The following is a 21126-nucleotide window of genomic DNA, read 5'->3' as shown; positions in this document are numbered from 1 at the left end:
ATCCACTCCCTCCTGCTCTCCTATCCCGTTCATCCTTGGCGCGCGATCAGACAGACAACAGCCATTGCCGCGATCCCTTCCCCCCGACCGGTGAAACCGAGCCGTTCGGTGGTGGTCGCTTTGATGTTCACCTGATTCGCGTCCGCCTCCAACAGGGTCGCCACCCGTTCGCGCATGGCCGGGATGTGCGGTGCCATTTTCGGCGCTTGAGCGATGATCGTGGCATCCACGTTTCCCAGCACATACCCTTTTTCCTTGGCCAGTTTCCACACGTCGCGTAGCAACACCGAACTGTCCGCATCCTTGTAAGTCGGGTCTGTGTCCGGGAAATGCTTACCGATATCCCCCTCGCCGAGCGCACCCAACACCGCATCGGTGATGGCGTGCAACAGCACGTCGGCGTCGGAATGGCCCAACAATCCCAGCGGATGTGGAATCCGCACACCCCCGATGATCAACGGACGTCCTTCAACCAATTGATGCACATCAAAACCTTGTCCGATGCGAATCATCTTTCTGTACCCCTCATTTTCCTGATCGCTTCCGCAATCGCCAGATCTTCGGGCGTGGTCAACTTGATGTTCTGATAATCCCCCATCACTACCCGGACGTCGATCCCCAACTCTTCCACCAGCATCGCATCGTCCGTTCCTGTCATCCCCTGTTCCAACGCCCGCTGATGGGCCTGTACCAACAGAGAACGGCGAAAAGCTTGGGGGGTCTGCACCGCCCACAACGATTGGCGATCCGGTGTGCGTTCCACGATGCCGGCGGGGTCCACCTGTTTGATCGTATCCTTGACCGGCACGGCCAAAATGGCCGCTCCGTGCAGGCGAACCACTTTTAGCAGCTCCGTGATGTGCCCGTGCGTGACAAACGGACGAGCGGCATCGTGTACCAGCACCCATTCGGTTTGCAAATGCTCCAGTCCTGATCGTACGCTATCCTGCCGTTCTTGTCCACCGATCGCAACCGCACTGATTTTTTCCAAGCCGTACTGCGCAACCATCTCCTCGACGCGCTGCACTTCTTCGGCACCGACCACCACGACGATCTCATCCACTTCCGGATGGGTTTCAAAGACCATCAACGTATGAATAAGTACGGGCTTGTCCCCCAACGGGAGAAATTGTTTGCTCTCTTTGGTTCCCATCCGCTTTCCCCGTCCGGCAGCCGGGATGATGACGCCTACGCTCAAACCAAAAATCCCCCTTCAGACACAGCATCGCCCGGCGGTTGTTTCACCGCGGGCGATGCGGTCACCCTCCATTGATCCGCTTTTATTATAGCGCACGTTCCAGCAGTTTCGGCTTGGCAAAAATCATCCGACCGGCGGACGTTTGCAAGACACTGGTCACCAGGACGTCAATCCGTTCACCGATGTACTCGCGGCCGCCTTCGATGACGATCATCGTGCCGTCATCCAGATAGGCGACACCTTGTCCATGCTCTTTTCCGTCCTTGATCACCTGAACGTTGATCTCTTCTCCCGGCAAGACAACCGGTTTGACCGCATTGGCCAGATCGTTGATGTTCAACACCTTTACGCCCTGCAATTCGCACACTTTATTCAGATTGAAGTCGTTGGTAACCACTTTCCCCGACAACACCTTGGCCAGCTTGACCAGTTTGCTGTCCACTTCGGACACTTCGTCAAAATCGCCCTCGTAGATCAGCACTTCCATACGAAGTTCCTTTTGGATCTTGTTCAATATGTCCAGACCGCGACGACCGCGGTTCCGCTTCAGCACGTCCGAAGAATCCGCTATATGTTGCAACTCCTCCAGCACGAAGCTGGGGATTACCAATGTTCCTTCCAGAAAACCGGTGCGGCAAATGTCAAAGATGCGACCATCGATGATCACACTGGTATCCAAGATTTTATGTTCAATATCCCGCGATTCTTTTTTCTTTTGATCCTTGCCTTGGCGACCCATCGTAAAAATGGATAAGAGTTCATCGCGCTTCTTGTAACCGACTCGGAACCCCAGATAACCCAACAACCCGGATACTAAAAACGGAAGGATCGACGAAATCCCAGGAATGGGCAGTTTGGACAATGGTGGTTCGATCAAAAATGCGACGATCAGTCCGAAGATGAGACCCAAGGCACCGAACAGGATGTCTGCGGCCGGTATTTTCACCAACCGTTCCTCGCTCCATTTGATCCATTGCACGACATTGGTTGAAAGCCATATCGCCGACAGATACAGGAGGAGCGCCCCCAAAACGGCTCCGATGTAATGTGGTGCGGGTACGTCGCCGAAATTCAGGGGGGATTGGCGAAGCATCGCAAACAGCGCGGGACCCAACGTGTACCCCAACGTTGCGCCGGTCAATGCAAAGGCGAGATGCACAAATCGCTTCAACATGGGGCTTCACCTCCTTCTTATTACCCATTATAGACAATCCTTCGAAATGAAAACCCGGTTCCTGGGATTTTATTGTGAACCTTTCAGCCGGAGGCATTTTCGGTTGAACAAACCAATTCATCAAGCAAAGAGAAAGCTTGTTCTTCACTCATTCCTTTGGCCAAAACCAATTCGCTGATCAATATCTGGCGGGCATTGTCCAACATCTTGCGTTCACCGGTGGATAATCCTTTTTCGTGATCTCTGAGCATCAAGCTTCTGACGACGTCTGCCACTTCGTAGATGTCCCCGCTTTTCATCTTGTCCATATTGGCGCGATATCGGCGATTCCAATTGGCCGTCAAACCCTTGTCCCGATTGCGCAACCGAGCGATGACACGCTCAACGGTCTCCTCATCCACCACTTCGCGCAATCCAATACTTTGCACATTGTTCATCGGGATCATCACTTTCATTTCCCCGATCGGCATACGCATGACATAGTACTTCTTGCGTTCACCGAGAATCTCTTTCTCTTCGATTGATTCGATGACGCCTGCGCCATGCATCGGATATACCACCTTGTCGCCGATGTTGAACAATCAACCCACCTCCAAAGGGCAATATCTATTTCCAAGATATCACATGCCTGGAGATATGTCAACAAATTTAAAATCATTATATTATCATACCTGACAAATTAGCGTCAATAGATTTTTTGACGTAAATGCCTTGTTTGAACAAATTGACACCTCGTTTCCCTGACGGCTATAATGGGCATAGACATTTTCCAAACGTTGCCTGATCCATCCGACATATCCAAGCTCAACGAAAGAGGTGAAAACGATGGGCGACAGCCGCCTGACCTCGTTTCAAATGCAGGTGTCGGACCTATTGTTGCGCCACCGCAGTTTTCTCGATGTGACCTCCAAATTCCAGGATTCCACCTCACGCGTCAACCGCGCGCTGATGAAGGCCGTAACGGAATGCGGATGCATCGAAGTCCACGCCGCTCGACAGCCATTGGACTATGAGGCTTCGATTTCTGAATTGAAGGACAGATTCAAGACACATTTATCCGGCTACTTGTGCGACCATTGTCAAGATGTGGTCAAAGCGGAGATGGGAAAACACCTATTCTATTTCACCGCCCTGTGCAATCTGCTGGAATTGCCCTTGGATGAGATCGTGGACCAGGAGGCGGACAAGCTGTCCACACTGGGGGTGTTCAACCTGCGATAATGTGGCTGGCCCAAAGGGATCCAACTTTTTTCTATTATTCAAAAATATCATAGAGCTGTGTGTATTATAATCAACGCGTTTTCCTCAAAAAAGGTTGCAAAACCATCACAACCGATAAAAAAAAGCCGCCAAGTAATCACTTGGCGGCCAGACAGCTGACGACGTTTCGTGAAGAGAATTCCTTGCAATTTTGGGTCGATCGTTTTCCTGCTAGTTCGCAGGAAAATGGTCACCCTCATTCTGATTCCCTTTGAACTTTTCCCTTTTGTTATTCCTCAACCGGCTCTTCCAAATCCTCTCTTCTCCGCTTCAGGATGGATTTTTTCATCAGTCCGTAAAAAGCATACAGAGCAAGCGGTACAAATACTACTTTGGGAAATTGCTCTGGGTATCGAACGGCGATAATTGCGACTAAAACCAACATCAGCGGAGCCATCCAAACAGAACTCCGCGGGATCCCGATTTTTTTAAAGTTGGGGTACTTGATTTGACTGATCATCAAATACGACAACAGCAACATGCCCAATACCAACATCGGACGCTGAACGAGGTCGCTGTACAGGGCCATCGTCGCCAATACGCCGCCCGCGGCCGTAATCGGCAAACCAATAAAATAGCCGGGAATCCCCGGTTGCACGTTGAATCGGGCTAAACGCAACGCACCGCAAATGGGGAACACCGCGGTGATGATCCATCCCCAGATATCGTATTCCTTCAATACCGCTACATACATGATTAAAGCGGGGGCTACTCCGAAGGAGATGACATCAGACAGCGAATCCAGCTCTTTGCCGAACTCGCTTTGCGTGTTGAGCATGCGGGCCACTCGGCCGTCCAAACCATCCAACAACATACCGATAATGACCATGATCGCAGCATATTGCCACTCGCTCTGAACCGCGAGGATGATCGATATAATTCCTAAAAATAAGTTCCCGATGGTAAAAAAGCTGGGCAATGCTCTGGCAAACATAGAAGGGAACCCCCCAAATCCTTTAAAATGCCGTTTCCGCCAACGATAAAAACGTCATCTCCCTTCATATTGGCAGGTTTTGTTGTGGTTTCATTCTAGGTTATTTAGATATGTCTGTCAATAAAGACCTGCTCCTGAATGCGCTTCAGCCCCTCCTTGATGGCCCGAGCTCGTACGTCCCCGATTCCCTCCACTTCGTCCAGCTCTTCGATCGTCGCCATCATCACGCGCGGCAACGAACCGAATTTGTCGATCAGCTTTTGGATAATGGGGGCGGGAAGACGTGGGATCTTGTTCAGGATTCTGTACCCTCGCGGGGAGACGGCCTCTTCCTGAATATTGATATTCGATGGATATCCCAAAATGCGTACAATGTTGCCGTGTTCCAACAATTCATCCGCAGACAGTTCCTTCAGTTCCTTCAACACGTCTTCCGGCGAGATTTTACGCGGGTCATAACAATAATCCTTGATCAGCCGATACGCTTCGTCTTCAACATTGGCCACCAGCTCTTCCATCTGCATGCTGATCAGACGGCCTTCCGTCCCCAGCTCATTGATGTAGGTCTGGATTTCGCTCTTGATCCGCAAAACCATCTCGATCCGCTGGATTACCATGGCTACTTCGTTTAACGTAACCAACTCTTCAAATTCCAATGCACTTAGGTTGGTCGTCGATTGGTCCAATACGGATTTGTACTTCTCCAGCGTCTGGATGGCTTGATTGGCTTTGGTAAGAATGACGCCGATATCCTTGAGCGCATAACGGAAGTTGCCCTGGTACAGCGTGATCACGTTTCGCCGCTGTGAAATGGCGATGACCAGTTTATTCGTCTGCCGTGCCGTTCGTTGGGCCGTTCGGTGACGGATCCCCGTTTCCGTCGAAGGGATGGACGAGCTGGGCACGAGTTGGGTGTTGGCGTACAAAATGCGTTTCCCATCGTCACTTAAAATGATGGCGCCATCCATTTTGGCCAGCTCATACAGGTAGGCGGCCGAAAACGGGCTGTCGATGTGAAATCCGCCATCCACGATCTCCCGTACGCTGTCGTCGTAACCCACCACGATCAGCGCCCCGGTCTTGGCCCCCAACACATTGTCCAATCCTTCACGAAATTGAGTTCCCGGAGCGACCATACGCAATACACGGCTGACAAATTGATCCCGTTCACTTTTTTCTCTCACTAATCCGACCCTCCCAACGCGACTTCCAATGCCTCTTCAACCGTCGAAACTCCGATCACTTCCAACCCCGCCGGCGGCGTCCAGCCTTTCCGGCTTTTCTCCGGGATAATGACTCGTTGAAAGCCCATCTGATGGGCTTCCGCCACCCGTTGTTCAATTCGGGAAACGCCCCGAACCTCACCGGTCAAACCCACTTCTCCGATGACGACGTCACGCGCTCTCGTCGGACGGTCGCGAAAACTGGAAGCGATGCTGACGGCTACGGCCAGATCGGCGGCCGGTTCATCCAAGCGCACGCCTCCCACCACATTCACATATGCATCTTGATTTTGCAGAAACATGCCCAGCCTTTTTTCCAACACGGCCAAAATCATAGCCACACGATGGTGGTCCACACCGGTCGCCATCCGTTTGGGGGTCGCAAAACTGGTAGGTGCCACCAACGCTTGCAATTCGACCAAAATCGGCCGTGTTCCTTCGACGCTCGCCGTTACGGCCGAACCGGCCACACCGGAAGGACGCTGGGACAAAAACATTTCCGAAGGATTGGATACTTCGGCCAATCCTTCCGACTTCATTTCAAACACGCCGATCTCATTGGTAGAGCCGAACCGGTTTTTCACGGCCCGTAGCACGCGATAAGTGTGATGCCGCTCGCCTTCGAAGTACAGCACCGCGTCCACCATATGCTCCAACAATCGGGGACCTGCGATCGCCCCCGCTTTAGTGACGTGACCAACTATGATGACCGTTACTCCCCGTTCTTTGGCGAGTCGCATCAACTGTCCGGTGCATTCCCGCACTTGCGCGACACTACCGGGGGCCGATCCGACGTCGGGATGGTATATCGTCTGGATGGAGTCGATCACCAGCACTTTCGGTTCTACTTGCTCCACCAGCGACTCCACGGCGGTCAGGTCCGTTTCCGCTGCCACCAGCAAACGCTCATCCAACGCCCCGAGGCGATCAGCACGCATCCGGGTCTGCTCCGCGGATTCTTCCCCTGAGACATAGAGTACCAACACGCCGCGAACAGCCAACTGAAACGATGCCTGCAACAACAACGTAGATTTGCCGATGCCAGGATCGCCTCCAACCAGGATGAGCGATCCCGGCACCACACCGCCGCCCAGTACCCGGTTTAGTTCGCGAATGCCTGTGTCTGCACGGGTTTGTTGCACCTGTTCCACCCGTGTGATTGGAACAGCTTTCTGCCGTTTTTTACTGGATACACCACCCCAGCTTCCTGCTCGGGATCCGGTTGTTTCCCTTTCTTCCACCATGGTGTTCCATTCACCGCATCCGGGGCAGCGTCCCATCCATTTGGCCGATATGTACCCGCATTCCTGACAGGCGAATTTACTTTTTGTCTTTGCCACTGGCGACCCCATCCATTATCGATATTCATTCTCATTATAGCATGATCGTTCGGGTTCGGCACGTTGGTCTAAAAACCGGAAGGCCCCTCTTGCGAGGGGCCTTGGCAACCGTCACTGCGAATGGGACGGACTCAGTGCCGTTTTTTCCACCGTCAACTGACCGTCCTTCACATCGATTTTCACGGTATCACCCCGTTGAATCGTGCCCCGCAACAGCTCTTCGGAAAGCCGATCTTCGATGTGTTTCTGAATGGCGCGGCGCAGCGGACGGGCACCGTATTGTGGGTCGAACCCAATTTTGGCCAAGTGTTTTTTGGCCTCGTCGGTCAGCACGAAGTCGATGTCCTGCTCTTTCAGGCGTTTACGCAGTTCTTCGGACATCAAAGAGACGATTTGTTGCAAATGCTCTTCTTTCAGGGAGTGGAACACGATGACATCGTCGATCCGGTTGAGGAACTCGGGACGGAAACTGCGTTTGAGTTCCTGCATCACATTTTCCTTCATGTCCTCGTAGCCGTCGGCGTCACCCGTTGTGAAACCGAGCCGACTGCTTTTGCGGATCGTGTCCGCTCCAACGTTGGAGGTCATGATAATCACGGTGTTGCGGAAGTCGACCAGACGTCCTTTTCCGTCAGTCAAACGGCCGTCCTCCAACACTTGCAACAGTATATTGAACACTTCGGGATGCGCTTTTTCGATTTCGTCGAACAACACCACCGAATACGGTTTGCGCCGCACTTTTTCCGTCAGTTGACCGCCCTCTTCGTAGCCTACGTATCCCGGAGGCGCTCCGACCAACCGGCTGGTGGAGTGTTTCTCCATATATTCGGACATGTCGATGCGAATCATCGCATTTTCATCACCGAACAGCGCTTCGGCCAGCGCCCGCGCCAATTCGGTTTTCCCCACCCCGGTCGGACCGAGGAATATGAAGGAACCGATCGGACGTTTCGGATCTTTCAATCCCGCGCGTGCCCGGCGGATTGCTCGAGAAACGGCTTTGACCGCTTCTTCCTGCCCGATAACACGCTGGTGCAGGATTTCTTCCATTTTCAACAGGCGCTCCGATTCTTCCTCGGCCAATTTGCGCACCGGAATACCCGTCCAATGCGAGACGATATCCGCGATGTCTTCGGCCGTCACCTCGGAATCGGTTTTGCCTTGATCAGCTTTCCAACGATTGCGTGTTTCTTCCAATTCCTCACGCAGTTTTTGTTCCCGATCGCGGAGGGATGCGGCTTTTTCAAACTCCTGACTTTGCACGGCCGCATCTTTTTCCTTGCGTACTTCCTCCAGTTTTTGCTCCAACTCTTTTAATTCAGGCGGCACCGTGTAGGAACGCAGACGTACACGGGAGGCCGCTTCGTCGATCAGGTCGATCGCTTTGTCCGGCAAGAACCGATCAGTGATGTAACGATCAGACAGTTTCACCGCAGCTTCGATCGCTTCATCGGTGATCTTCACACGGTGATGCGCTTCATAACGGTCGCGCAGACCCTGCAGAATCAGAACGGCTTCTTCCGGCGTCGGCTCATCGACCTGGATCGGTTGGAAACGCCGTTCCAAAGCAGCATCTTTCTCGATGTATTTACGGTACTCATCCAGTGTGGTGGCACCAATGCACTGCAGATCACCGCGTGCCAGTGCCGGTTTCAGGATGTTGGAGGCGTCGATCGCCCCTTCCGCACCACCAGCACCAATCAAGGTGTGCAGCTCGTCGATGAACAGGATGATGTTGCCCGCCTGCCGGATCTCGTCCATGATTTTTTTCAGACGATCCTCAAATTCTCCGCGGTATTTGGTACCGGCAACCACGGTACCCATATCAAGCGTCATTACCCGTTTGCCCCGGAGGGTTTCCGGAATTTCACCGTCGACGATCCGTTGCGCAAGTCCCTCAGCGATTGCCGTTTTCCCGACACCGGGCTCCCCGATCAAGACCGGGTTGTTTTTGGTTCGCCGGGACAACACTTGGATCACCCGTTCAATCTCCTTGCTCCGCCCGATCACCGGGTCCAGGTTCCCTTCCCGGGCCGCTGCGGTCAAATCGCGGGCGAGGCTGTCCAACGTCGGTGTATTGGCACCGGTTCCCCCGCTCTGGTTGGAGGAAACGGCTTCGTTGCTTCCCAACAGCTGCAGCACTTGCTGCCGCGCTTTATTCAGGCTGACGCCCAAATTGTTCAGCACACGGGCAGCCACGCCTTCACCCTCACGGATAAGGCCGAGCAGGATATGCTCCGTACCCACATAGGTATGACCCAGTTTGCGTGCTTCATCCATCGACAGTTCAATCACCTTTTTCGCCCGGGGTGTATAGGCGATGTTGGTCGGTTGGCCCTGTCCCCTGCCAATGAGGGATTCCACTTCGTTTTGGATTTTTTCCAATCCCAAACCCAGTCCGATCAGCGCCTTGGCAGCGATGCCTTCCCCTTCACGCACCAAACCGAGCAAAATATGTTCCGTACCGATATTGCTGTGACCCAAACGAACGGCTTCCTCCTGTGCCAACGCCAACACTTTTTGTGCGCGTTCCGTGAATCGGCCAAACATCATCGTTCATCCACCTCACTTTAGTTTTCGTCGTCGTGTTCAATTGCCAAACGCTCGCGGATCAACACCGCCCGGCGGATGTCCCGTTCGCCAGGGTCCAAACGCTGACCGGCATATTGCTGCAAAAATCCGGGTTGGGTCATTACCATCAATTCATTCAGCACCGTGGCCGAAACACCTTTGATCAACCCCAGGTCGATGCCCAACCGAACATCAGACAGCCGTTGCATTGCCTCCTTGGAATCCATCACCCTGGCATGTGCGAGAATGCCGTAGGACCGGTGCACCCGATCTTCCAGCTGAATCGGGGAAGATTCCAACAACCGCCGGCGAGCCGTCTGCTCCTGGTCGATGATCTGACCAACCACGCTGACCAGATTATCGATGATCTCCTCTTCTTCCTGTCCCAATGTAACCTGGTTGGACACCTGGTACAGGTTACCCAGCGCTTCGCTCCCCTCACCATAGATCCCACGCACAGCCAACCCGACTTGGGCAATCGCCGGGAACAAACGGTTCAGCTGCTGGGTCATAGCCAAGGCGGGCAGATGCAACATCACCGATGCCCGGATGGCCGTCCCCACATTGGTCGGACAGCTGGTCAAAAACCCGCATTGTTCGTCAAATGCGTAAGACAAATGGCGTTCCAGCGTATCATCGATATGATCTGCCAACCGCCAGGCTTGCTTCAGCTGAAATCCGGGGAACAGGCACTGAATCCGCAGATGATCCTCTTCATTGACCATGATGCTTACCGCTTCATTTCCGCTTAAAATTACTGCACCATGGCGGGACTCTTCCGCCAGATGAGGGCTGATCAAATGCTTTTCCACCAACACGCGCTTTTGCAAGTCATCCAACGTGTCCATCCGGATCAATTCCGCGTCGCGAAAATACGGCTGTTCCTTCTCTTCCTGAAATGCTTCTTCAACCCGCCGTACCACTTCTTCTGACTGGGATGCGGTCGCCAGCATCGGGAAGGGAAGACCGGCCAAATTTCGTGCGATGCGGACGCGGGAGCTGATCACGATGTCGGATTGGGGCCCTCCGCCTCGCATCCACTCGCTCATCGCGCTTTGGATAAAGCGTTGAAGCGACAACATTCTCCCTCCCTTTCAGCCTTCCAGTTTCCTCTGCAGGGCGCGGATCCGGTCGCGCAGTCGGGCTGCTTCTTCGAATGCTTCCCGGGCAACGCACTGCTTGAGCTGTTCCTTGAGCTGTTCGATCTCTCGCCGGATCTTTAACCGCCCCCCCGTTCGTTCCGGCACTTTGCCGCGATGGCCTGTACTGCCATGAACCCTGCGAAACAGTGGAATCAGTCGCTCCCCGAATGCTTTGTAACAATCACTGCATCCCAACCGTCCGATCTTGGTGAATTGCGTGTAGGTCAATCCACACGTGGGACAGCGGAGCGCACTGGACTGCACCGTCTGCTTCGCCTGCTCACCTTCTGTATAAGGAGCATCGAAGTTGAGCAGTCCGGACAACAGTTGATGAATGGAAAATCCGTTTTCCATCATGGGGATCTGTTCCCCTTTTTCTTGGGCACAAACTTCGCATAGATGTAATTCCGTTTTCTCGCCGTTGACGATTTTGGTGTAATGAAGTGTCGCCGGCCGTTTTCCGCACTCTTGACAGAGCATCGGCGTCACTCTCCTTTGTCCGCCAGTAGAATCGCGACCCACGCCCGCATCAAACCCGCCCGCACCTGGTCCCGAACGTTGACGGGTAAAGTTAACACTTCGCGGGACACAGATTTCCGCATTAATTTGGCTTCCCGCTCCGTGATAATACCATCATCCCGCAGACGGTCGATCACGTCTTCGGCAGCCGCCTGATGGATCGAACGACCGATCTGCTTGAGCAACACATCGAAATAGGTACGTTTGGAAGCGTGTTTCACTTTGCGAATGCGGATAAACCCCCCACCGCCCCGTTTGCTCTCCACCACGTACCCCTTTTCCAGGGTAAAGCGGGTACTGATCACATAGTTGATCTGTGATGGCACACATTGAAACAGATGAGCCAGTTCGCTCCTTTTTATCTCAATCATCCCCGTCGGGCTTTCATTGAGAATTTTCTTCAGATGATGTTCGATGATGTCCGTGATACATCTCATCGGACAACCTCCTGCTGACTTTGACTAACTTTGACCTTCTGACTTTATTATAATTCATTCCCATTTGTTCGCCAAGAGGGAAACAGCCGTCCTTCTCATTTTTTCTTGATCGCCAGCTTTTCATACAACCCCTCATATACTGGATTACCCGGAGATTACAGCCGTCACACCTTCCACTTGCCTCATTCTTTCAATCAAGTCGCTTTCCGAGAATTTTTCCGGCATCCGAATCGTAAACACGATATCGATCATCTCTTCATCCGGGTCCTCCTCTTCAATGGAGACCTTGCGGATGTTGGCGCCGAACTGCGCCAAGACCGTCGCCAAGTCCCCCAATGTCCCCGGCCTGTCCTTCACTCGGATGCGCAACGTTTTTTGACGTCGGGAGACGAACAACAGATGTTCCACCCGATTCAACAGTTCCAAACTGATCAGCGCCAGTGCGGTGGTCAATATGGCAGGATAATAAAATCCCGCACCCGCCGACAGCCCGATGCCAGAGACCACCCACAAAGAGGCGGCTGTGGTGAGTCCCGTCACCGAAAATCCGTGACGCAAAATCGTACCTGCTCCCAGAAACCCGATCCCGCTGACGACCTGGGCCGCCAACCGCGCCGGATCGGTCCTGACGTTGGGCTCATTTACAAACTCCGAAAAACCGTAGATGGATAACAGCATGATCAACGCCGATCCCAAACTCACCAAAATATGTGTACGAAAACCGGCGGGATGGTTGTTGTGTTCCCGCTCCCACCCGATCAAACCACCCAAAACAACCGCCAAAAATAACCGCAATGTAGCTTCCCCAATGGAAATCGACCATACATTCTCCATCTGCTTCCCTCCACATCCTCCTTAATTCCGTCATCGTTTTAGGGCGTGTGTTTTCAACCTTTGTCAGACACGCCCTTTACCACGTTCAACAAAGATGGGAACGAATCAATGACCACATGCGCCCCATCCAGCTCCCTTTCTCCGCTGAAACTGGGAAAACCGGCGTACCGGCATCCGATGACCGTAAGACCATTGGCCAGACCCGCTTCCACGTCTGAGCTGCGATCACCCACCATGTAACCGCCCGTCACCCCATGTTCGTCCATCAGGATGCGAACCAAGTCCTTTTTTTCACGGGTCTGGTATTCACCCGCAGTATAGATTTCGGAAAACAGCGGATGCAGCTCGAATGCCGTCAATACGCCTTTCACATAGGGTAAAATCCCATTACTGGCGATAAACAAACGCCATCCTTCCTGTGCAAGTCGGTGCAGCGTCTCGTTCACACCGGGATACAACGCTCCCATTCCATTCTGCAAACAGTGCAACTCTTCCTCCAACATCCAGCGATCAGCCGTCTGTTTGGTTTGTTCATCGGCGTCGGGGAGCAATCGGTTCCAGATCTCCACGTGTGTGAGACCAAATACAGACTGGATCTCTTCATCGGTCGGTAAAGGGCCATAATACTGACCCGTACGGCGCAATCGCTCAAATGCACGGCGAAAAGCCGGTACCGCCACTTTCTCCGTTTGAAACAATGTTCCGTCCAAATCAAAAATCATAGTAGTATGTGACATCATTCCCACGACTCCTTCTTTATTTATTTATGTATATTTTGATCAACTTGACGATACCATACCGGACAAACGGAAGATAGACAAGCCCATCATACCGAGGAAAAAAGAACATGGGATGGTTGACTTTTCCTGAAGCGATCGATAGAATGAAAATTGTTGGTCGTCATTTTTCACTGATGGAGGAAAGGGGGTCGCCGACATGAATTTGATCCGGATCACTGCTCCCACCCTCTTTGAATTCAACGGCAAGCGGGACAAATATATTAATTTTCCTCACCGGCGACCTCGGCGGAATATCTGACATTTCCTCCTCGGATCCACGATAAATTGCACCCCCGCCACAGGGCGAGCGGCCTGTGGCTTTTTTTACGTTTGCTTGCACGTACGCCACAGGCCTGCCGGCTTGTGGCATTTTCTATGGAAAGGAGTGAACGCGCTCATGACACAAGCCATTTCAACCCCGGAACATCCTCCCCACCATCAAGCCGTGGATGATTTCGCCATCCATTGTCAGCACGTCAACAAAGTGTTTGTAGAAACAGTGGAAGGCAGCCGACGCTGGTCCAACTGGTTTCGCGGTGAACGACGAGTGGTGAAAGCGGTAAACGACGTATCGTTCACGGTAAAGCGGGGGGAAATCTTCGGTTTATTGGGCCCCAACGGATCGGGTAAATCGACACTGATCCGATTACTGTCGACGCTCCTGCTTCCTGACAGTGGTACGTTGTCCATTTTCGGCAAGGATGTTGTGCGCCATCAGCACGAAATTCGCCGATGGATCAACCGCGTTTCGGTGGAGGCATCCTTTTTCAAAAAGCTGTCGGCGATGGAAAACCTGCGGTATGCCGCCCGCTTGTACGGATTACCCGTCGAGGAGGGAGAAAACCGTGCGATGGAGATTCTTCGGCGGCTGGGAATTCGGAAAAACAAGGTACACACACCGTTGGAGAATCTCTCCCGGGGGATGCAGCAAAAAGTGGCAATCGCCCGGGCACTGATGACTTCCCCGGTGCTGATCTTGCTGGATGAGCCCACGACGGGGCTGGATCCAAAATCAAAACGGGATGTGCAGAAATACGTCAAGGAAGTGATGCAAACTCATGATGCGACCATCTTTTTAACCACACATGATATGGAAGAAGCGGAATCATTGTGCGACCGGATCGCCATCATCGATCAAGGGCGCATCGTCGCCTTGGACACGCCCGACGGTTTGAAACGACTCGTCGGAGCCGACTCAATGGAAACTGTCTTTTTTGAACTGACGGGGAAAGATTGGGAGGAGGCGTTAGCCGATGAAGACATGGACGCGTGAGTGGAATGCCGCTTATGCATTCGTCGAGCGCAGCTTCCGTCTGATCCGGCGCTATTTGGCTTGGGAAGTGGTGTTTCTCTTCTATAATATCGTCAATACCTTGACGATCGGATTGATTGGATTGACGATGCAGGGTGCACCCAACCAGGGGCAAATGGTGCTGTATCTGGTGATCGGCGCGCTTTTCTGGGGATTCATGTCCGTACTGTTTGAAGAGGTGGCCAACTCCATCACGTGGGAACGATGGGAAGGAACGATTGAATACACGTTTATGGCACCGATCCGCCGCATCACGCACTTGGCGGGGATGTGTCTGTTTGCACTGCTGTACGGAACGATTCGTTCCATTATCGTCTTGGCCGTCGTGGCTTTCTTTTTCGATCTACCTTTGGCACAGGCTAATTTCCCTGCCGCATTGGTTGTCCTGACGGTTGCCAGCCCCGCTTTTATGGGTCTGGGCCTGATTGCTGCAGTTCTTCCCCTGTTGTCCCCCGAACGCGGCACCCAGGCGACGCATATCATCCAGGGCATCATCCTGCTCGTCTCCGGTGTGTACTATCCAATCGACGTGTTGCCCAAATGGCTTCATCCCCTGTCCGTTCTCTCTCCCGCGACGTATGCGCTGGATGCGGCACGGGACGCCATCCTGCACGGCACCGGTGTCATCGCACTATTGCCGAAGTTGGGTATCCTGTTGTTGATCGGCGTCGTACTGGTTCCGCTGGGCTTGTGGATTTTCCTGCAGGCGGAACGTTATGCGATGCGTACGGGTAAGCTGAAACGCAGCGGATGATCGCATGGAAACCATCATCTATCGCGCGAATTCGGATATGCCGTTTTTCCTCCCGCTCCTGATTGCCAGCACTAAATTAACTTGAGGGAAGACGGCCACCCTCTTTTCAGGGAGCGGGGCCGAATTCCCCGTCACGTCCCCAACTACTTTTGTCTGCAGACTATCCGCCTTGGGAGATAAAATTGGGAAATTTCTCTCAACAAAGATCGGATGTTTTGGTAGAATACCATCAGGAACATGTGAAAGTCATCACAAAAGAGGTGACTGTATGAGTCCAACCGTAGTCATCCCCGGAGGGTCCGGCTTTTTGGGACAAGCATTGGCGAAGGAACTGGTTTCCGATGGTTATCAAGTCACGATCCTGACGCGAGGCCGGCAGAAAACCGACAGAGGAGTTCGTTTTGTAACGTGGGATGGCCGAAATATGGGCGATTGGGTCCGCGAAATCGATGGGGCACACGCCATCGTGAACTTCACCGGACGGAGTGTCAACTGTCTGTATACGCCCAAAAACCGGGAAGAGATCCTGGGTTCGCGCTTGGATTCCGTCAGGGTACTCCACCAAGCCGTACGCAATTGCCAAACACCTCCCAAGGTGTTCATTCAGGCGGGCTCCTTGGCGTATTTCGGAAACACCCGGGCGGAATGCGACGAAGACGCTCCTCCGGGAACGGGCTTTTCCGCCGAAGTCTGCCAGCGATGGGAAGAAGCCTTTTTCTCCGAATCTCTCCCACAAACACGCCAAGTGCTGCTTCGAATCGGCTTCGTCCTGGGACGGGGAGGCGGTGCATTGGAGCCGTTGAAAAAACTGGCAAAATACGGCTTGGGGGGCACGATCGGATCGGGGAAACAGTACATCAGTTGGATTCATGTGGACGATTTCAACGCGATGATCCGCCATGTGATGGATCGTGAAGTGGAGGGGATCTACAACGCTACCGGTCCCCAACCGGTAACCAACCGCACCTTCATGGCCACGCTGCGAAAAGCTATGGGAAAAGGTTGGGCGCCGCCCGCCCCCACTCCCTTGGTCTGGTTGGGAGCGATCTTCGTGATGCGTTCCGATCCCGGTCTCGCCCTGACTGGTCGCAATTGCATACCGAAACGATTGTTGGAAGAAGGCTTCCGTTTCCGTCATACGGAACTGGAAGAAACGCTGCGGGAATTGACCCGTCTGGTGTGACTCCATGCATTGAGAACGAATCATCAGCATTCCCCAAGACCGTTTCGTATCCATGATGCCCTTCGTTGTTTTGTAGCGGGAGACAGCTTTTCGTTTTTCACGCCCTTTTACCCGAGTCTCTAGAGATTATTTCAAAAATCGTCAACCCTTAGATTCGTGTGTTTTGCGTTTGTTTTTCGGCTCGGTTCGCCAGTCACCCTGCAAGGAAGAAAAAGTGTCCGCTTTGAAACGGACCACGAGCGCGGGCCAAACTCGCTATCGCTCAAACATCTAGCCCTCGTTTCTCCTCGTGGTCCGTTCCTCCGCTTTGCCGGGCTCTTGAAGTTCCTCACACGGAAAAACATCGCTCCCAGCATATCCTCGCAATGAGATTCCATTCTTTTTGAAATGGCTTCTACGTACCAAAACCGGATATTATCACATGCGTCACGCCCATCAACAATACCAACACCAGAATCAGACCGAAATACATCGTTCCGTATATGAAACGCGTACGGCCCGGGACTTGATAGTATTCCGCGCTCTTTTTCAGAGTGGGGTCTTCCTCTGGGGACGGTATATATTGGGCTTCCAGTCGCAGACGGACAAGGGATTGACCGGTATCATCATCCGTGACGCGGTCGGCCCCGGTCATCCGCACTTCCTCAAACCGCCCCTTCATCCCCTCGAATTGAAAAATTTTCCCAACACCCGGGTAAATGACAGAACACACATGCTCCCGGTCATCCACCCGACAATACTGCACATGGGGTAAGACCCGTTGATGGGACTCAGCAGGTATCCAGACATGCGCCTCCTCCCAGCGGCTTTCCGGCACAAACGCCTCCACATAGATATTTCTAGGCTTATTACGCCTGTCGGAGAAAAACGCCGACCACAATTCCCATGCAAACAGCAACCAGATCACCAACAGCAACGGGCTGAACGTGACGATCACCAGGACGAGGCCTACAACGAGCCCTACCACCCACAACCAACGGGAGATGGCGGTGACGATCCGCCCACCGTCCAGGGGGTGAATCGGCAACAGGTTAAACAGATTGAGTAAAAACCCCACCTGCGCAATCGAGTAGAGCGGTTCGTATCCGGTCACCACACCAATCGCCAAGCACAATGCCGCGCCGATGGTACCCACGAATGGACCGCCGTAGGCAATATAAGCCTCCGTCACGGCATCAGCGGGCATTTTCCGCATCATGATCAACGCTCCCAGAAATGGGATGAATGACGGCGCTGACACAGGCAATCCTCTCCTGCGTGCCGCCCACACATGCCCCATCTCGTGGATGAGCATCATCACCACCAACCCAATAGCAAAGGTCCACGGATAAAACAGCGCATACGCGCCGATGGACAAAAGCATGGTCCAGATAGTTCCGCCCGCTTTGCCCAGTTTGAGAATCGGGAGCAAGAACTTGAGTTTCCCGCCAAATCCGATCAAAAGCGCAATCAATCCGCCCCACCATGTTTTTTTCATGCCGCCGTTCCTGGTCTCATGGTTTGCCAAACGCTTACTCCTCCTTATCCGTCACACAATCGCCTCTCTTTTTCATGTTATCACAAGTTTCGACTTTTCACGCAGACAATCCGTAAAACGTTAATAGTTTGAAAGATGGAGATCTTATTCGCTCTTAATTGGGAGGAGGTAGATTTGCGGACATTGTTCAACAAAGTGGAGAAACTGCTTCGTCTGTCCTTCCCAATCGCTACCAAAGGTGTGTTTCTAAAAAAAGATCTGGCAACAGCGCCAGATCTCATACACACAACTATAGAAACTGCGGACAAGCGATCGATCCGCACATGTCAATTTCCCGTTGCCGATTTCCTTCCTTTCTCAGCAAATTCGTCAACTCCTCTATTGTTTCATAACGAGAACACCCGTCATACCCCATCCTGCCTCACGCCGCAATGTTGCCGACCGATTCACGTGCCCACTCACGGCGCCAACGCCGGCTGACCACCCACATTGAGATGAACGCCAATGCCACCACAGCCGCAATCGCCCACAAACCAGCTGCATAGGTCCCAGTCATGTCCTTAAGCGCACCCAAACCAAATGGTAGATAAAATCCACCGATGCCACCAGCTGCCCCAACCATCCCGGTGATCACGCCGATCTCCTTGGCAAACCGCTGGGGCACCAACTGGAATACGGCACCGTTGCCCATACCCAGCCCCATCATCATCATGATCAACAGCCCCATCATCCAGCTAAACGGTGGCAATTGAGCAGCATAGGCCACCAGGCAGGTAATGACGGAAAAGAGAATCAGCAACATGCGAATTCCGCCGACGCGATCAGCCAGCCAACCGCCGATCGGACGGACAAAGCTACCCGCAAACACGCAAGCCGTCACAAAACTGGACGCCTCTATCTGATTCAGCCCATACTGATCATGAATCAGAATCGGCAAAAAGCTGGAAAACCCGACAAATCCACCAAACGTGACACTGTAAAAAAAGCAAAATAGCCACGCATCTTTTTCTTTCCATACAGCAAAATACGAATGAAGCGGTTGTGCCGGAAGTTGATCAGGCGAGTCCTTGGCAAAAAGAGCAAAAATGACCATAACCAGTCCGATCGGAATCATCGCCAATCCAAACACGGCATGCCAACTGCCGAACACCTCCGCCAGCCGGGGAGCAAACCACACAGCAAATACGGTACCGCTATTACCAGCTCCGGCAATCCCCATCGCCAACCCCCGGTACTTCGGCGGGTACCAACGACTGGCTAACGGAATGGCTGAGGCGAAACTGGCACCGGCAATCCCCAGCAGAAAACCGGCGGCAATCACCTGTGGTAAATTGGTGCCCGTCAACCACAGCAAACAAAGTGGCACCATTGTGGCAGTCATTCCGATCAGACCGGTGCGCTTGGCACCGATCCGGTCGGTCAAAAGTCCCATGATGATGCGGAAAATGGAACCGCCCAGGATCGGCACCGCCACCATCAGTCCTTTTTGTGTGGCATTCAAATTGAGGTCTTGGGCCACCATCACACCCAAAGCACCTAACAACACCCACACCATGAAACTGACATCAAAATACAAAAATGCTGACAACAAACTAGGCAAATGTCCAGCTCTCAAAAACGAGCGCACTATTTTTTCCCCCACTCCGTTGTAAGGTTTAATTCCATTTGCCCGAACCAGCTCGTATGGTACGGGTCGTGGAACCTGCAAAAATGGGTTGTCGTTTCGCTGACAACACTTCATAGGCGACTTGCTGCATCGTCTTCCTCTCGTTCATCGCCGTTTGCCGCAAATAATGGTAGGCTCGCTCCTCCGTCCATCTCCGCTCGTCCATCAGCTTCCCCTTGGCCCGATCAATCACGGCACGTTGGGCCAAACGGCGTTCCAACTGTTGGATGCGCTTTTGCCAAGCGGCTCGTTCCTTCGCTTGGTACACGCCTTGCTGGATTGCCCAAACGGCATGACGAATGTCCATCGTCGTCGCAATAACAGCGGACGGATGGCGGATTTCCTCCCATTCATCCGCTTGTGGCAGACCTCCTCGATCCAACATCAACACCCATGGGCATTTTTCCGAAACCGCTGTGGCCCGACGTTTCCATCCTTCCGATGGATAGACCAACATGACCGCATCGGGAACACCTGTTTCCAACATCTTTTCATCCACGGCGGTGATGGAAAGCCCCGCCCGGCGCAGACTGTCCACATAAGCACCTGCCGACATCGTAAACGGCTGCTCATGCAACACCCAGATATTCAACGGGAGGGCACACTCCTTTATGTCAGTTTCATTTACACGAAAATTCGGTATGGCCTTATTGTAACGAATCCCCTCCCTATTCCGCAAGATCTTTATGTAAGGTTTTTTTACATAATTAATTCAAAACAGACGAATCCTTTTATTCCCCGGTTTATTATGTAATGTTCTCTGACGTAAATCTACACATAAAACAAAAAAACACCTCGTTGAATCATCAACGAGGTGTTCGTGCCTGGTGGAGCTGAGCGGGATCGAACCGCTGACCTCCTGCGTGCAAGGCAGGCGCTCTCCCAGCTGAGCTACAGCCCCACGTAGTAGATCAATCGGCGACAGGAATTATTGTACACGGGTCCACGGAGAAAGTCAAGCACCTTTTTCAGGTGATGTAGCTTCAACTCAATGGTCGCCCGCGGGGAATCTTCCCCTAAAAGAAGGTGACTGTTTTGGCTACGAGCGACACCTTTGAGCGCAGGCGTTACAGGAGCGAGAGGTGCTCTTGGTCACGGTCGAACTGCTCGGCCGCTTTTTTAGCCAGTTCCTTTATTTCTTTTTGTTGACCTCCGCCGCCATCGTTTTGATCCCGCGCGACCCGCCCCCGTTTTTGTTTTTGCATCACAAGGTAATGTCACACGAATTCCGGCTTTCCGGCTTGGTCACGGTGACCTGCTTCACACATCTGAAGTCACTCTAGAGGCACCCCGTTGGTCGCCGTGGGCTTCTCGCTTCATCTG

At 52.9% G+C, this 21126-nt stretch carries 21 protein-coding genes and 1 tRNA gene; 5 read left to right on the top strand and 17 right to left on the bottom strand.

Annotation, left to right across the window (positions count from 1 at the left end):
* Positions 1-29: 29 nt before the first annotated feature.
* The 4 genes from ispF to NWF35_RS06530 all read right to left on the bottom strand — a co-directional run bounded on the left by ispF (position 30) and on the right by NWF35_RS06530 (position 2953).
* Complete coding sequence (gene ispF, locus NWF35_RS06545; protein ID WP_301238277.1) at positions 30-512, bottom strand: 2-C-methyl-D-erythritol 2,4-cyclodiphosphate synthase; 483 nt, start codon at positions 510-512, stop codon at positions 30-32.
* Positions 509-1153, bottom strand: coding sequence for a 2-C-methyl-D-erythritol 4-phosphate cytidylyltransferase (gene ispD, locus NWF35_RS06540; RefSeq protein WP_301238331.1), 645 nt, complete (start codon positions 1151-1153; stop codon positions 509-511). The genes ispF and ispD overlap by 4 nt, the downstream gene beginning before the upstream one ends.
* 130 nt (positions 1154-1283) lie before the next feature.
* Entirely contained in the window at positions 1284-2372 is a 1089-nt protein-coding gene (locus tag NWF35_RS06535; RefSeq protein WP_212773766.1) for a PIN/TRAM domain-containing protein, read from the bottom strand.
* An 83-nt stretch (positions 2373-2455) separates the two neighbouring features.
* Positions 2456-2953 (bottom strand): CarD family transcriptional regulator, encoded by a 498-nt coding sequence (locus tag NWF35_RS06530; protein ID WP_301238276.1) that lies wholly within the window; start codon positions 2951-2953, stop codon positions 2456-2458.
* 244 nt (positions 2954-3197) lie between these two features.
* On the opposite strand from NWF35_RS06530, the gene NWF35_RS06525 reads away from it, so the two are divergent.
* Positions 3198-3593 carry a nucleoside triphosphate pyrophosphohydrolase family protein gene (locus tag NWF35_RS06525; protein ID WP_301238275.1) on the top strand — a complete coding sequence of 132 codons (396 nt, stop codon included), beginning with the start codon at positions 3198-3200 and terminating at the stop codon, positions 3591-3593.
* Positions 3594-3861: 268 nt separating this feature from the next.
* Here the strand turns inward: NWF35_RS06525 and pssA are convergent, their stop codons facing one another.
* The 9 genes from pssA to NWF35_RS06480 all read right to left on the bottom strand — a co-directional run bounded on the left by pssA (position 3862) and on the right by NWF35_RS06480 (position 13369).
* Complete coding sequence (pssA, locus tag NWF35_RS06520) at positions 3862-4566, bottom strand: CDP-diacylglycerol--serine O-phosphatidyltransferase (RefSeq protein ID WP_301238274.1); 705 nt, start codon at positions 4564-4566, stop codon at positions 3862-3864.
* A gap of 104 nt (positions 4567-4670) precedes the next feature.
* Complete coding sequence (gene disA, locus NWF35_RS06515; RefSeq protein WP_301238273.1) at positions 4671-5750, bottom strand: DNA integrity scanning diadenylate cyclase DisA; 1080 nt, start codon at positions 5748-5750, stop codon at positions 4671-4673.
* On the bottom strand, positions 5750-7129 hold the full coding sequence (radA, locus tag NWF35_RS06510) for a DNA repair protein RadA (RefSeq protein WP_301238272.1): 1380 nt from the start codon (positions 7127-7129) through the stop codon (positions 5750-5752). The genes disA and radA overlap by 1 nt, the downstream gene beginning before the upstream one ends.
* A 111-nt stretch (positions 7130-7240) precedes the next feature.
* A complete protein-coding gene (clpC, locus tag NWF35_RS06505; protein ID WP_301238271.1) occupies positions 7241-9682 on the bottom strand; it encodes an ATP-dependent protease ATP-binding subunit ClpC in 2442 nt (813 codons plus the stop codon).
* A gap of 17 nt (positions 9683-9699) precedes the next feature.
* A complete protein-coding gene (gene mcsB / locus NWF35_RS06500; protein WP_435873842.1) occupies positions 9700-10782 on the bottom strand; it encodes a protein-arginine kinase McsB in 1083 nt (360 codons plus the stop codon).
* Between the two features lie 12 nt (positions 10783-10794).
* The gene (mcsA, locus tag NWF35_RS06495; protein WP_301238269.1) at positions 10795-11322 is read right to left on the bottom strand and encodes a protein-arginine kinase activator protein McsA; all 528 of its coding nucleotides are present in this window, start codon (positions 11320-11322) and stop codon (positions 10795-10797) included.
* A 5-nt stretch (positions 11323-11327) separates the two neighbouring features.
* A complete protein-coding gene (locus NWF35_RS06490) occupies positions 11328-11798 on the bottom strand; it encodes a CtsR family transcriptional regulator (RefSeq protein ID WP_301238268.1) in 471 nt (156 codons plus the stop codon).
* Positions 11799-11942: 144 nt separating this feature from the next.
* On the bottom strand, positions 11943-12632 hold the full coding sequence (locus NWF35_RS06485) for an MgtC/SapB family protein (RefSeq protein ID WP_301238267.1): 690 nt from the start codon (positions 12630-12632) through the stop codon (positions 11943-11945).
* 53 nt (positions 12633-12685) lie between these two features.
* Positions 12686-13369: an HAD family hydrolase gene (locus NWF35_RS06480; RefSeq protein WP_301238266.1), complete on the bottom strand. Its 684-nt coding sequence runs from the start codon at positions 13367-13369 to the stop codon at positions 12686-12688.
* 439 nt (positions 13370-13808) lie between these two features.
* On the opposite strand from NWF35_RS06480, the gene NWF35_RS06475 reads away from it, so the two are divergent.
* From NWF35_RS06475 to NWF35_RS06465, 3 genes are all read left to right on the top strand, one after another.
* On the top strand, positions 13809-14684 hold the full coding sequence (locus NWF35_RS06475) for an ABC transporter ATP-binding protein (protein WP_301238265.1): 876 nt from the start codon (positions 13809-13811) through the stop codon (positions 14682-14684).
* The gene (locus NWF35_RS06470) at positions 14665-15477 is read left to right on the top strand and encodes an ABC transporter permease (protein WP_301238264.1); all 813 of its coding nucleotides are present in this window, start codon (positions 14665-14667) and stop codon (positions 15475-15477) included. The genes NWF35_RS06475 and NWF35_RS06470 overlap by 20 nt, the downstream gene beginning before the upstream one ends.
* A gap of 268 nt (positions 15478-15745) precedes the next feature.
* Positions 15746-16660, top strand: coding sequence for a TIGR01777 family oxidoreductase (locus NWF35_RS06465; RefSeq protein WP_301238263.1), 915 nt, complete (start codon positions 15746-15748; stop codon positions 16658-16660).
* A gap of 394 nt (positions 16661-17054) precedes the next feature.
* Here NWF35_RS06465 and NWF35_RS06460 read toward each other — a convergent pair whose 3' ends face one another.
* From NWF35_RS06460 to NWF35_RS06445, 4 genes are all read right to left on the bottom strand, one after another.
* The gene (locus NWF35_RS06460; protein ID WP_301238262.1) at positions 17055-18167 is read right to left on the bottom strand and encodes a site-2 protease family protein; all 1113 of its coding nucleotides are present in this window, start codon (positions 18165-18167) and stop codon (positions 17055-17057) included.
* A gap of 391 nt (positions 18168-18558) precedes the next feature.
* On the bottom strand, positions 18559-19764 hold the full coding sequence (locus NWF35_RS06455) for a nitrate/nitrite transporter (protein WP_301238261.1): 1206 nt from the start codon (positions 19762-19764) through the stop codon (positions 18559-18561).
* A gap of 28 nt (positions 19765-19792) precedes the next feature.
* Positions 19793-20395 (bottom strand): ANTAR domain-containing response regulator, encoded by a 603-nt coding sequence (locus NWF35_RS06450; RefSeq protein WP_301238260.1) that lies wholly within the window; start codon positions 20393-20395, stop codon positions 19793-19795.
* 233 nt (positions 20396-20628) lie between these two features.
* A tRNA-Ala gene (locus NWF35_RS06445) sits at positions 20629-20704 on the bottom strand.
* A gap of 181 nt (positions 20705-20885) precedes the next feature.
* Between NWF35_RS06445 and NWF35_RS06440 the strand changes: the two genes are divergently transcribed.
* The gene (locus NWF35_RS06440; RefSeq protein WP_301238259.1) at positions 20886-21086 is read left to right on the top strand and encodes a hypothetical protein; all 201 of its coding nucleotides are present in this window, start codon (positions 20886-20888) and stop codon (positions 21084-21086) included.
* The last annotated feature ends 40 nt before the right edge of the window (positions 21087-21126 follow it).

The organism is Polycladomyces subterraneus (genome assembly GCF_030433435.1).
GTDB classification, from domain to species: Bacteria; Bacillota; Bacilli; order Thermoactinomycetales; family JIR-001; genus Polycladomyces; species Polycladomyces subterraneus.
The sequence above is the reverse complement of the archived record's forward strand: the minus strand, read 5'-3'. Positions and strand labels throughout refer to the sequence as shown.